The sequence below is a fragment of the Leisingera sp. JC11 genome (assembly GCF_040704725.1).
Lineage (GTDB): Bacteria > Pseudomonadota > Alphaproteobacteria > Rhodobacterales > Rhodobacteraceae > Leisingera.
Genome location: NZ_JBFCVS010000003.1, coordinates 123,708 through 136,020 on the forward strand (window position 1 = coordinate 123,708; position 12,313 = coordinate 136,020).

General features: G+C 60.5%; 14 protein-coding genes. 10 read left to right on the forward strand and 4 right to left on the reverse strand.

The genetic code is table 11. From position 1 onward, the window contains the following. Nucleotides 1-5 precede the first annotated feature (5 nt). From AB1A62_RS04325 to AB1A62_RS04340, 4 genes are read left to right on the forward strand one after another with little or no spacing between them, the layout of a single operon-like run. Nucleotides 6-1,133, forward strand: coding sequence for an ABC transporter ATP-binding protein (locus tag AB1A62_RS04325; RefSeq protein WP_366660184.1), 1,128 nt, complete (start codon nt 6-8; stop codon nt 1,131-1,133). Next, nucleotides 1,133-2,014 (forward strand): ABC transporter permease subunit, encoded by an 882-nt coding sequence (locus AB1A62_RS04330; RefSeq protein ID WP_366660185.1) that lies wholly within the window; start codon nt 1,133-1,135, stop codon nt 2,012-2,014. The genes AB1A62_RS04325 and AB1A62_RS04330 overlap by 1 nt, the downstream gene beginning before the upstream one ends. Next, a complete protein-coding gene (locus AB1A62_RS04335) occupies nt 2,011-2,826 on the forward strand; it encodes an ABC transporter permease (RefSeq protein WP_222477088.1) in 816 nt (271 codons plus the stop codon). Before AB1A62_RS04330 ends, AB1A62_RS04335 begins: the two co-directional genes overlap by 4 nt. Beyond that, nucleotides 2,826-4,145 (forward strand): FAD-dependent oxidoreductase, encoded by a 1,320-nt coding sequence (locus AB1A62_RS04340; RefSeq protein WP_366660187.1) that lies wholly within the window; start codon nt 2,826-2,828, stop codon nt 4,143-4,145. The genes AB1A62_RS04335 and AB1A62_RS04340 overlap by 1 nt, the downstream gene beginning before the upstream one ends. Here AB1A62_RS04340 and AB1A62_RS04345 read toward each other — a convergent pair. From AB1A62_RS04345 to AB1A62_RS04355, 3 genes are read right to left on the reverse strand one after another with little or no spacing between them, the layout of a single operon-like run. After that, nucleotides 4,118-4,996: an aminoglycoside phosphotransferase family protein gene (locus AB1A62_RS04345; protein WP_366660188.1), complete on the reverse strand. Its 879-nt coding sequence runs from the start codon at nt 4,994-4,996 to the stop codon at nt 4,118-4,120. The two genes, AB1A62_RS04340 and AB1A62_RS04345, sit on opposite strands and share 28 nt — an antisense overlap. A 46-nt stretch (nt 4,997-5,042) precedes the next feature. Then, nucleotides 5,043-5,720, reverse strand: coding sequence for a flagellar hook capping FlgD N-terminal domain-containing protein (locus tag AB1A62_RS04350; RefSeq protein WP_366660190.1), 678 nt, complete (start codon nt 5,718-5,720; stop codon nt 5,043-5,045). A 4-nt stretch (nt 5,721-5,724) separates the two neighbouring features. After that, nucleotides 5,725-7,488, reverse strand: a complete 1,764-nt coding sequence (locus AB1A62_RS04355) for a flagellar hook-length control protein FliK (protein ID WP_366660191.1) — start codon at nt 7,486-7,488, stop codon at nt 5,725-5,727. 126 nt (nt 7,489-7,614) lie between these two features. Between AB1A62_RS04355 and AB1A62_RS04360 the strand changes: the two genes are divergently transcribed. The 6 genes from AB1A62_RS04360 (at nt 7,615) to AB1A62_RS04385 (ending at nt 10,714) form a co-directional block, all read left to right on the forward strand. Beyond that, nucleotides 7,615-7,908: a rod-binding protein gene (locus AB1A62_RS04360; RefSeq protein ID WP_366660193.1), complete on the forward strand. Its 294-nt coding sequence runs from the start codon at nt 7,615-7,617 to the stop codon at nt 7,906-7,908. Then, entirely contained in the window at nt 7,901-8,260 is a 360-nt protein-coding gene (locus tag AB1A62_RS04365) for a flagellar biosynthesis protein FlgN (protein ID WP_366660195.1), read from the forward strand. The genes AB1A62_RS04360 and AB1A62_RS04365 overlap by 8 nt, the downstream gene beginning before the upstream one ends. Before the next feature lie 203 nt (nt 8,261-8,463). Then, the gene (locus AB1A62_RS04370) at nt 8,464-9,273 is read left to right on the forward strand and encodes a flagellin (protein WP_366660196.1); all 810 of its coding nucleotides are present in this window, start codon (nt 8,464-8,466) and stop codon (nt 9,271-9,273) included. A gap of 78 nt (nt 9,274-9,351) precedes the next feature. Continuing rightward, nucleotides 9,352-9,723, forward strand: a complete 372-nt coding sequence (flaF, locus tag AB1A62_RS04375; RefSeq protein WP_366660198.1) for a flagellar biosynthesis regulator FlaF — start codon at nt 9,352-9,354, stop codon at nt 9,721-9,723. A 1-nt stretch (nt 9,724) separates the two neighbouring features. After that, nucleotides 9,725-10,129, forward strand: coding sequence for a flagellar biosynthesis repressor FlbT (flbT, locus tag AB1A62_RS04380; protein WP_019295212.1), 405 nt, complete (start codon nt 9,725-9,727; stop codon nt 10,127-10,129). Between the two features lie 336 nt (nt 10,130-10,465). Continuing rightward, on the forward strand, nt 10,466-10,714 hold the full coding sequence (locus tag AB1A62_RS04385) for a hypothetical protein (protein WP_366660200.1): 249 nt from the start codon (nt 10,466-10,468) through the stop codon (nt 10,712-10,714). 188 nt (nt 10,715-10,902) lie between these two features. On the opposite strand, the gene AB1A62_RS04390 is transcribed toward AB1A62_RS04385, so the two are convergent. Further along, complete coding sequence (locus AB1A62_RS04390; protein ID WP_366660529.1) at nt 10,903-12,231, reverse strand: FliI/YscN family ATPase; 1,329 nt, start codon at nt 12,229-12,231, stop codon at nt 10,903-10,905. Between the last annotated feature and the right edge of the window lie 82 nt (nt 12,232-12,313).

Genomic DNA, 12,313 nt, shown 5'->3' on the forward strand with positions numbered 1-12,313 from the left:
CCGGCTTGACTGCTTCCGTATTCGAACCCTGGAACGATCCTGAGGCTAAGCCCCTGATCCACTTTCAGAACGTCACCAAGCGCTATGGCGAATTCACTGCCATCGACAACCTGACCATCGACATCTACGAGCGGGAGTTTTACGCGCTTCTGGGCCCGTCAGGCTGCGGAAAGACCACGCTTATGCGGATGCTGGCCGGGTTCGAGACCCCGACAGAAGGCAAGATATTCCTGGCCGGGCAGGACATTGCCCCCGTACCTCCGAACAAACGCGCCGTGAACATGATGTTCCAGTCCTACGCGTTGTTCCCGCATCTTTCGATCTGGGAAAATATCGCCTTTGGCCTGAAGCGCGAAAAAATGCCCAAGCACGACATCAACGACCGCGTTGAGGAGATGCTGCGTCTGACCCGGTTGGAGAAGTTCGCCCGCCGCAAGCCGCACCAGATTTCCGGCGGCCAGCGCCAGCGCGTTGCCCTGGCCCGTTCGCTCGCGAAACACCCGAAGCTGCTGCTGCTCGACGAACCGCTGGGTGCGCTGGACAAGAAACTGCGCCAGGACACTCAGTTCGAACTGATGGACATTCAGGAGAAGACCGGCACCACCTTTGTGATTGTGACCCACGATCAGGAAGAGGCGATGACCGTGGCTTCACGGGTCGCGGTGATGGATCACGGCAAAATCATCCAGGTGGCGACGCCAGACCGGATCTATGAAAACCCGAATTCCGTCTATGTGGCGGATTTCATCGGCGACGTGAACCTGATCGAAGGCACTGCCAAGCTCAATGGCAGCGAAGCTTACGCCATGTCCTGGCACGAAGGCCACGCGCCCCTGACGGTGAAGTCGCCAGTTGCATTCTCCGAAGGGCAAAAATGCCATTTGGCAATCCGGCCCGAGAAGGTCTCGATCAGCGCCGAAAAACCGGCAGACGCGGACAATGCCGTTCAGGGCCGCATTTTGGATATCGCCTACCTCGGCAATATTTCCACCTACCACGTAGAGTTGCCCACCGGCGCGGTGATCAAGGCACAGACCGCCAACACCCGCCGCATCGCCCGCCGGGCCTTCACTTGGGAAGACACTGTCTGGCTGTCCTGGACCGCCACGGCAGGCGTTCTGCTGGCAGACTGATGCGCCGTTTTGTCCTGATTGCCATCCCCTATGTCTGGCTTCTGGCACTGTTCCTAGTGCCCTTTGCCATTGTTTTGAAGATCTCCTTGTCGGACGCGGCGATTGCCCGCCCGCCCTATTTCCCGCAATTCGACTGGGCCGAAGGGATCGCTGCCTTCGTTGCGGAATTGGACTTCGAGAACTTCGTCTGGCTGACCGAAGATGACCTTTACTGGAAGGCCTATCTCAGCTCAGTGAAAATCGCGGTCATCTCGACCTTCTTCACCCTGCTGGTCGGCTATCCGATCGCCTATGGCATGGCGCGCGCGCCGGAAGAATGGCGCCCGACCCTGATGATGCTGGTGATCCTGCCGTTCTGGACCTCTTTCCTGATCCGCGTTTATGCGTGGATGGGGATCCTGTCGAACGAGGGCTTTCTCAACCAGTTCCTGATGTGGATCGGGGTGATCTCCGAGCCGCTGACCATCCTCAACACCAATTCCGCGGTTTATATCGGCATCGTCTACACCTACCTGCCGTTCATGATCCTGCCGGTCTATTCGGCACTGGAACGGCTGGACGGCTCGCTGATCGAGGCTGCCGAGGACCTTGGGTGCTCGCGCCTGACGGCCTTTTGGCTGGTAACCGTGCCGCTCTCCAAGACCGGCATCATCGCCGGCAGCTTCCTGGTCTTCATCCCGGTACTGGGCGAATTCGTGATCCCGTCGCTGCTGGGCGGATCCGACACGCTGATGATCGGCAAGGTGCTGTGGGAGGAGTTCTTCTCCAACCGCGACTGGCCGGTGGCATCCGCGGTGGCGGTGGTTCTGCTGCTGCTCCTGGTGATCCCGATCGTGCTGTTCCAGCGCAACCAGCAGAAACAGCAGGAGGCAGAGCAATGAACCGTATGAGCTGGTTTAACGCCGTATCGCTGACCCTCGGGTTCGCCTTCCTTTACATTCCGATGGTGATCCTGGTGATCTTCAGCTTCAACGAAAGCAAGCTGGTCACCGTCTGGGCCGGGTTCTCGACCAAGTGGTACGGCGAGCTGCTGCAGAACGAGGCGTTCCTGAATGCCGCCTGGGTGACCATCAAGGTGGCCGTGTTCTCCTCCACCATGGCGACCGTGCTGGGCACTATTGCCGCCTATGTGCTGGTGCGCGGCGGGCGGTTCATGGGGCGGACGCTGTTTTCCGGCATGATCTATGCGCCGCTGGTGATGCCCGAGGTGATCACTGGCTTGTCGCTGCTCCTGTTGTTCATCGGCATCGGCCTGGATCGCGGCGTGTTCACCATCGTGCTGGCGCATACCACCTTCTCCATGTGCTATGTCTCGGTGGTGGTGTCCTCCCGGCTGGTGACATTCGACCGCTCGCTGGAGGAAGCTGCGCTGGATCTGGGCTGTTCCGCGTCTGAGGCGTTCCGGCTGGTGACCCTGCCGATCATTGCGCCCGCGGTGATTTCCGGCTGGCTCCTGGCCTTTACCCTGTCGCTCGATGACCTGGTGATTGCATCCTTCACCTCCGGCCCCTCAGCCACCACCCTGCCGATCAAGATCTTCTCGGCCGTGCGCCTGGGCGTCAGCCCGGAAATCAACGCGCTGTCGACGATCATGATCTCGATCGTCACCGTGGGTGTCATCACCGCCTCGCTGGTGACCAAGCATCAGGTGGCCCGCCAGAAGCGCGAGGAGCAGGCTGCGGTGCGCACCTGATGCGCCGGATCTTCTCCGGCTATGCCTATGGTCCCAGCCCGCGCAACAATTGCTGGTGGGACGAGACCGTCCCCGCGCCTGATTGGCCCGTTCTTGAAGGGGAAGCCGTTTCCGATGTTGCGATCATCGGCGGCGGCTTCACCGGCGTTTCCGCAGCCCTGCACCTGGCCGAAAGCGGTGTTTCCGTTGCATTGCTGGAGGCGGAAACACCCGGCTGGGGCGCTTCGGGGCGAAACGGCGGGTTTTGCTGCCTGGGCGGCTCTAAACTCTCGGGCAGCGCAATGCGCAGGTTTTTCGGCAAACCCGCCGCTGATGCCTACGCCGCCAGCGAAGAAGCGGCGGTGGACCTTGTGCGGGAACTGCTGGGGACGCATGGCATCGAGGCCGACACCCACTCGCGTGGAGAAACGCAGTTGGCGCACAGCAAAAATGCTGCGCGCCGACTGTCCGCACAGGCGGCGGAAATGCAAAAGGCTGGCGAAGCGCCGGAGTTCCTATCACGCGGCCAGCTTGCGGAACATGGGCTGAACGGCGATTTCCATGCCGCATTGACCACACCTTCGGGCTTTGCGCTGAACCCGCGCAAATACTTGTTTGGCCTGGCTTCGGCGGCACGGAATGCAGGAGCCGCACTGTTCCAGAACAGCCCGGCGCTTTCTATAACGCGGACGGGCGCCGGCTATGAAATAGAGACGAACAAAGGGATCTTGCGGGCATCCAAGGTTGTCATTGCCACTAATGGCTATTCCTCGGAAGACCTGCCGGGATGGCTGGCGGGACGCTACATGCCCGCGCAATCCACCGTCATGGTGACCCGCCCCCTGACGGAAAACGACCTGCAGGCGCAGGGCTGGTTTTCGCATCAGATGGCCTATGATACCCGCAATCTGCTGCACTATTTCCGTCTGATGCCGGACCGGCGCTTCCTGTTTGGCATGCGCGGCGGGCTGCTGGCCTCGCCCCGGGCCGAGGCCGGCATCCGGCGCAAGCTGCGGCAGGATTTCGAAGCCATGTTCCCGGAATGGCGGAATGTGGAAACCACCCATTGCTGGTCCGGCATGGTCTGCCTGTCGCGCAACTTGGTGCCCTTTATAGGGGCAGTACCGGATCACCCCGGAATGTACGCCGGACTGTGCTATCATGGCAACGGCGTCGCAATGGGCAGCTTTGCCGGGCGGATCCTCAGCGATCTGGTGCAAGGACGAAAACCAGAGCTGCCTTATTCCCCCGTCGTGCAAAAAATGCCGCGCTTTCCCTTTGGCAGCGCCCGCAGGGTGCTGATGCCGCCGGCCTATGCGGTTTTGGGCCTGATGGACTGAAGCGCTTCACACTCCAATTCATAGGCTTGCAGGTCCTTTTCCCCGCCCCGTTCGGCCCGCCACAGGCAATAAGCCGCCATGCGCCAGTGGAACCAGGGCTTCAGCGCCAGGGTCCGGCCTGCAATCCGCGGGTCAGGATAGGCCTGTAGAAAACTGTCTTCTTCCGCCTTAGTCAGCGGCGCGCCCCGGTACATCAGTTGCATCGCTGGCGAGAGGAACAGCGACAGGTCCTCTGCAGGGTCGCCAATCTGCGGGCATTGCCAATCGATCAGTGTCAGGGTGCCATCATGCGCCAGAAGGTTGCCAGGCACCGGATCGCCATGGATGAGCAGCGGCTGGGGCAATGGGGGAACCCGGCCCAAAGGGCGCAGGGCAGCCAAATGCCCGCTGCCCTTGCAATTCCGCAGAATCTCCAAGGTCTGCTCCTCAAGTGCCGCACTGCCGTTCACACCACCCGGAAGCCCGGGTGGTGGCGCGACATCATGCAGACGCCCCAGAAGCCGCGCCACATGACCGGTGTCTTCCTGCCAGGGGCTGCCGTTGACATGGGCATAGCCCAGCCACTTCCGGCCCTCGAAAGTTCCAGTCTGCACCAGCGGCGGCACCATGCCGGTACCAGACAATGCCGCCAGGATCGCGCCTTCCCGCGCCGGGTCATTGGCAAACAGCGGGTTGGCCCCATCTTCGGCGTAGAGCTTGATCACCAGCCCGCCCGCCCGCCAAACGTGATTTGACCGCCCGCCGGCCAGACGCCGGGGGGCGGGCACATGCAGCCCGGTAGCGGACAAATGCGCAAAGAAGCGGACTTCGAAATGGTCAGGCAGCTGTTGCAGGGCGGTCTCCGGTGTCATGCCGCCCTGTTCTTAGACAGTTTTTGAGCCTGCGGATACAGCCGGATTAGCCCGCAGGGTCGCGCAGCGCGCTGACCGACGAGGCCAGAACCACCGAGCCACCCTCGGTAATCAGCCCCACGTCACCACCCTGCATCCGGGTCTCGTTCACCTTGAAATAGACTTCTGCGTACTCCTGCAGCAGCAGGTCGTCGCCTTTCCGGCTCTCTACGGCAAAGGTGTATTCGCCCGCCTCCAGCGGATTGCCGTCATCGTCCAGCCCGTTCCACTCATAGGGCTCAGCCGAGACCGGCAAAGAAACGCGCTGCACTTCGGTGCCGTTTGCGTTCTTCACAACCAATGTCACCGAATCCGCGGCAGCAGCCGGGTTAGGTGCAATGGTGACCGTATTGCTGCCGTCGAAATAACCCGGTGCAACAGCCCGCGCCTCCATCCCGACCCAGCCCGACAGAGCTGCCATATTGGCCAGACCCAGCTGCGATTGCAGTCCTTCCAGCAGCGTGTTGCTTTTAGTCTGCTGCTCCACCATCGAGAACTGCGCAAGTTGCGCCGCATATTCGGTCGAATCAAGGGGCTCCAGAGGATCCTGATTTGTCGCCTGCGCCGTCAGCATTTTCACGAAGGTCTCAAAATCCGACGACAGCCCGGAAGTTTGCTGAGAGGCCGCCGGCAGCGGGTTGGATTGTGCCGCTGGGCTGGCCGCGGAGGTAACTGCTGTTGTCATGTAATCAGACCCTCATATCCACGCCGGCGGTTCCGAGCCGGAGATTTTGTGTTGCTTGTTCCCCGGCAGTCTCAGGGCCGGGCTGCGATTTCGCCATGCCGCCAACCTGTCCGGATCCGTCCTCAGCTCCATCCTCAGAGCCGCTGCCGGTCTGGCCGCCGCTGAACTCGAACGAGATGTCCTCATAGCCCATGCGGCGGAATTCCTCGGCCAGTTCATTGATATGACGACGCATCAGGTCTCCGGTTTCAGGGCGCTCTGTCTGAATGATCATCGTGATGCCGGTTTCGCTGGTCACCACGCGCATTTTGACATGCCCCAGCTCCTGCGGGTTCAGGCTCACCTCGACTTTCTGTTCACCCTTGGCTGCAAAAGCTTCTGCAATCTGGGCCGCGATCAGCCGCGGCATTTCCGGCCGGTGCGCCGTCTGCGTGCCGAAAGAAGCTTCGGTTAAAAGCTGGCTCAGCCCCGGGGCTTCGCCGGACAGGCCAAACATCTGGAACGGCAGTTCAGCCTCTCCGGCTGCTTCTGTCAGACCACCCGCCAGCAGAGGCTGAAACATCGCCGCGGCCTGCTGTGCTGTCTTGGCCGCTGCTGCGGTTCGAATATCCCCGGCCTGGAACACACCTGAACCAGATTTTTCCGCAGCAGGGGCTTCGGCCGGAGCATCCTCCGAAATCTTTAGGCTAACGGGACTGAGTTCCGCGTTGCGCGTCGAATCCCGCGACCCCGGCAGTCCGGTTGCAAGCGCCTGTACTGTGCCTTGTGCGCCAGCCGCAACGGCGCGAGCGACGCCTTCAGGCTGCCGGGCGGCCACTTGCTCGACCGCCTCGTCATTTGGGAAACCGGAAACAGCTTTGCCCGCTTCAGAGCTCTTCATGCTCTGATTTTCTGACACACTATCTTTGGCACCTGGGGCCGCTTGCCCTGCGTTCGCCATCCGGGGACGGCCGCCAGCATCTGCGACCTGCCTGATGGCATCTGCGGTTTCCCGCGTTGCTGCCGTCTTGCCTGAAACAGTGTCCTCTTCAATTCGCGCTGGACTCCCTGCCGGGTGTTGATCGTTGCTGCCCGCGGGTTCGGCAGCCTGACCGACGGCAGCTCCGGAGGCTAAGGTTTCTTTCGGCGCGCTACTAAGCAGGCTGCCCCTGGAGGAGCCGCCTTCCGCCGCCAGGTTGCCGCCGTCCAAAGCTGCATTTTGTGCTGCGGTCCGCCCCTCGCTGCCAGGCAGTGCCGCAGCCTGGGAAGCTCTCTCCTGCTCTCTGGCACCTGCTGAACTTTTGCTGCGCCCGTCATTAATTGCATCAACGCCGTCAGGCGTTTGCCCGGCGCGGCCGCTTGCACCATCACCTCGTGTTTCCGTCCGTGCTTCGCCCCCGGCCTCCACATGTGCTTCGGCTTCTGATCCGGTATCGCCGGAATCCCTGATTTCAGCCGCAAGCTGAACCAGCGCAGACGTGTCGGCTTCTGTCTCAGCTTCACCTTCAGGCAATGCGGTCTCTTCAGTAGTGCCGCCCTCACCGGATGCGTTTCCGCTCTCGCCTGCACTCTTTGAAGGACGTCCCGAATCCCCTGCTTCTGCTTCAGATGCTGCGGATTCGCCGGTCGCCGAGGCAGCATTCCGGGGCACTGCCCCACGCCCTTCTTCGGCGGTCACGTAATCCGAAAACTCATTGGAATTGTTTGATTTATTTGACACCGACGCAGGAGCAGCCGGTGCTTTTCCGCCAGCGGCAGGCTCAATACCAAGGATCGGATTCATCATCATGTTCTGTTCCAGACATTCTATCTCGACCCGGACAGGCTTAGCCCAAAGCGGTTACGGCAATTTTAACCGGTTGCAGCGCAATCTCTGAAAATCGATGGAATTCGAGAACCAACCGGAGAACCGGACATGTCAGATATTTTGCCAATCCCGCTTCAGACCGCGTCTGCAGCCACCCCGGTGCGGCCCGCAAGCAGCGACCCGTTGCGAGAGGCCGCGATTGAGCTGGAAGCCTCTTTTCTTGCAGAAATGCTGAAATCGGCCGGCCTCGGCGAATCCAGTGAGGTTTTCGGCGGCGGTGCCGGCGAAGAGCAATTCTCCAGTTTTCTCATCCGAGAACAAGCCAACCAGATCGCCCGCTCCGGCGGCATCGGCCTGGCCGAATCACTTTACCACGCATTGAAGGAGACCCAAGGTGAGTAACCCGGAACCGCAGCTGCTCATAGATGAGCTGGACCATATCCTTGACCAAGAACGCTCTGCCCTGATGGCAGGCGACCTCGGCAAGCTGGAAGATCTTCTGGCCAAAAAAGAGAAAACCATCGGCAAGCTGAACTCCGTATCCGAACTGGAACGCGAGTCACTGGAACAGGTGCAGACCAAGCTGTCCCGCAACCAGGATCTTCTGGACAGCGCCATGGAAGGAATCCGGTCAGTGGCTGCAAGGATGGCCGAATTGCGCCGAATCCGCAAAGGGTTGGACGTCTATGACCAGTCCGGGCGCAGAACCCGCTACGGCACCCGCAGCGGCGCCAAGCTGGAAAAGCGGGCGTGAAAGCAATTTGGGAAAAATTCTAAGAATCCAAATCCGGTCATTAGCACTCCCTTAGCAACTCCTGCGCCAAAGTCGCCTTGCACCTGATGAAGGGTGGCGCGGAAGCCGGACGGCGGAACGCACAGTCAGAAAGACGTCACACAGCGCCCCGGAGGGGCAAGTAATTCAGGGGCCAAAGCGCCCCGCAGCTAAAGGAAAAAGCTATGACCAGCATTCTGACCAACAACGGCGCAATGGTTGCTCTGCAGACCCTCAAGTCCGTGAACAACAATCTGGAAGAAACCCAGAACCAGATCTCGACCGGCAAAGAGGTCGGCATGGCGAAGGACAACTCCGCTGTCTGGGCCATCTCCAAGACCATGGAATCCGACATCCAGGCTTACGAAGCGGTGGGCGACGCCCTGAACTTCGGCGAAGCAACCGTGGCTGTTGCCTCCTCCGGTATGGAGCAGATCGTTGAAACCCTGAAGGAAATGCGTGAACTGGCGGTTGCCGGCGTTTCGCAGAACGTTGACCACGCCAAGATCGAGGCTGACCTGGCCAAGAAGAAAGAGCAGATCGAATCGATCATCGACTCGGCCAGCTTCAACGGCGCCAACCTGCTGGATACCGCCGTGACGTCGCAGCTGGACGTTCTTGGCGGCCTCAGCGCATCGAGCGATGTGATCACCGTTTCGGCAATCGACACCGGCGCGTCGCTGGACACCACCAGCATCACCGCGCTGGACTCGACCAACGCGGCCACCGTTCTGGGCGAAGTCGAAGCTATGCTGACCTTCGCAGTCGACAGCGCCGCGCAGCTGGGTGCCGACAGCAACCGCCTGTCCGACCAGAACGACTTTGTGTCGAAACTGACCGACTCGCTGAAATCCGGTGTCAGCACCATGACCGACACCAACATGGAAGAAGCGTCGGCCCGGCTGAAGGCATTGCAGACCCAGCAGCAGCTGGCCGTGCAATCGCTCTCGATCGCAAACCAGGCGCCGCAGACCCTGCAGCAGCTGTTCCGTTAACAGCCTGATCCGGGGCGCTGATGGCGCCCCGGTCTTCCCTTCTCAGAGAACCTGAAGAACAATACGTTAGGAAAACACGTGAATGCCCTTCTGAAGGCGAAGAGTGCCTATTCGGCGGCAAAGACCCCGACCCGGACAGCAAAGAATTTCGAGTATGAAGTGATTGCCCGCATCACCCGCAGGATGATCACGGCAACGCAAAAAGGCCGCGACGGGTTCAATGAACTTGCAGCAGCGCTGAATGACAACCGGAAGCTCTGGTCCATTTTCACTGTCGACATCGCTTCGAAAGGCAATCCCCTGCCGGATGATCTCAAGCAGAACCTGTTCGAACTGGGAGAATTCACGAGACAACACACCACCAAAGTGCTTCAGCGCAAGGCCGATGTCCGGCCGCTGGTGGAAATCAACACGGCCATCATGCGTGGCCTCCGCAGCGGAGCATCCTGATATGAGCGGACTTGTCCTGAAACTTGCCCCCAAGGAGCGTGTCCTTGTGAATGGCGCGGTGATTGAAAACGGCGACCGCCGCAGCCGCCTGTCCATTGTCACACCGGACGCCAACATCCTGCGTTTGCGCGACGCAATTCATCCGGAGGAAGCCAATACGCCGGTGCGCCGCGTGTGCTATGCAGCACAGCTGATCCTGTCGGGTGACGCAGATCCCGAAGAAGAACGCCTGCCGATGCTGCGCCGGATTGAGGAACTGAGCCAGGTATTCACCGACCCGGACAGCCGGTCATCCATTGCTGAGGCAACCGATGCCCTGATCAGCAACAACCATTACCGTTGCCTGAAAGCGCTGCGCACATTGCTGCCGCGCGAAGACCGGCTGTTTGCCGTACGGCCGTCCTGATCATTTGCCCGCCTGGCCTGCCGAGGCCAGAGCGGGCTGAAAATACCGTACGCTTCCTGAAAACAGCGATCGTACTGCCCTTCCCGAATGGGGCGCCGCCAGAATACCTTTTTGTACTCAGCCGGCATCCAAACGCCACTATTGGTTAGCCTCGCATTCGCACGCCGCCCTCCGTGCAAGGATGCCTTCCTGGAAAAACATTCAGGAAAGTGTCAGTCCAGCCGATCCGCTGTTTGTAGCCGGGGTGCCAGCTGCTCTGCTCGGAGCGCTAAGGCCTCTGAAACAAAGCCGGCGGGGCGTGTCTTCCCCCGGGATTCAGCAACAGGCTGTCAGCTCGTGATCGCATATCAGCTGCAGCTTCCCGGCAGTTTCCACCATCAGGCAAGCGCGGCTGATTTTGCCAAAGATAGCCGGAGCAAATTTCAGTTCCTGGCCGGGAGCGCATTTTCGGATTCGAACTTCATCTCAGCAACTGCCAGACATGCGCTGCTCGATTTTCTGCACAGCAAAAAATTCACTCAAGGAAGAGCTGAGGCCTGCCAGTTGCTGATGGCACCGCAGCTGGTGCAACTCCCCGAGCGATAGAACGGCGATCAGAATTGACCGGTTAGGTGCAGGCCACTTTGACCGGCTAGTCCGTTCGGATCGGCAGTTTTCACCCGGATAACAATCCAGGCAATCAGCCCCTGCGGCTGGACATCAGAAACTTGCAATTTCGCCAGCCCCCGTGGCCAGTGGCCACGGGGACTGATCTGCATCCGGCCGGCTAATTCTCAGCGGCCAGCCTTTGCGCGGCGCAGCAGCAGCAATAGACGGTTGAAACTGCTGGTGATTCCTTCCGGATCCTCGCGGCCAAAGAAAGCATCCAATTCCGGCCACAGTTTAACAGCCTGATCCAGCACCGCATCATTGCCTTCTGCATATAGCCCGGCCCGGATCATCACCTCCGACTGTTCGTAGGCGCCGAGATACTTTCGAACATCCTTAATCGCCTCGTTTTCGTCAGCGGTGGCAGCGGCGGGCAGGCTGCGCGACACCGAACGTGAGACGTCGATCGCCGGAAACCGCCCGCGCTCGGCAATTTCGCGGTTCAGCACAATATGCCCATCCAGAACACCGCGCAGAATATCCGCAATCGGTTCATCCATATCCGACCCGGCGACAAGAACGCTGAATACGGCTGTAATGTCGCCCTGCCCTTTGCCACCAGGCCCTGCCCGTTCACAAAGGCCGGTAATCAGCGGAGTGACTGAAGGCGGGTAGCCGCGCAGTGCAGGCGCCTCGCCGGAGGCTGCGGAAATTTCCCGGTGCGCCTCGGCAAAACGGGTGACCGAGTCGGCCAGAAAGAGCACGTTTTTGCCTTGGTCGCGGAAGTGCTCCGCCACCGTCATAGCCGCCCAGGCACAGCGGCGGCGCACCAGTGCGGACTGGTCGGACGTCGCGGCCACCACAACAGCACGGCGCATGCCTTCAGGGCCCAGAACTTGTTCGACAAAGTGATTCACCTCGCGCCCGCGCTCGCCGATCAGGGCCATCACCACCACATCCGCTTCCATGCTTTTGGCCAGTTTCGCCAGAAGCGAGGATTTCCCGACCCCGGAACCTGCAAAAAGGCCAACCCGCTGCCCCTGAACAATCGGGAGAATCGTATTCAGAACCGCTTGGCCCGTGGCCAGGCGTTCCCCCATGGAGCGGCGGCCTGCAGCCTTGGGCGGCGGTGCCATCAGGTCGCGCGGTGAATTGCCCGGAAGCAGCGGACGGCCATCCAGCGGTTCTCCGAAGGGGTCTATAAGCCGGCCGATCCAATGGTCGCTTGGGGAGAACTCAGGTGACGGGTGCAGCAGAACCGGATCCCCGATCGCAGCCCCATCCGGCGCCCGATCAGGCAGCATACTGATATTGCTTCCATTTATCTTCAGAACTTCGCCATGCAACGTATCCTGCGGACCGCGGCGCAACACCAGCCTGTCGCCGATCCGCGCCGCCGCTGCCAGACCGCTGATTTCGATTTCCCCGCCCGAGATCCCTGTCACCCTGCCTACCTGGGTTATCAGGCGCTTGCCGGCAATTTGACGGGTCAGTGCTTGCATCTCTGCTTTCATCGCAGCGGCCTCCCTTGGTGTCCTGAAAACAATTTCTAAAGGAATCGGGGTTAAGCCTTGATTGAAATCGATCAAGGGAGAA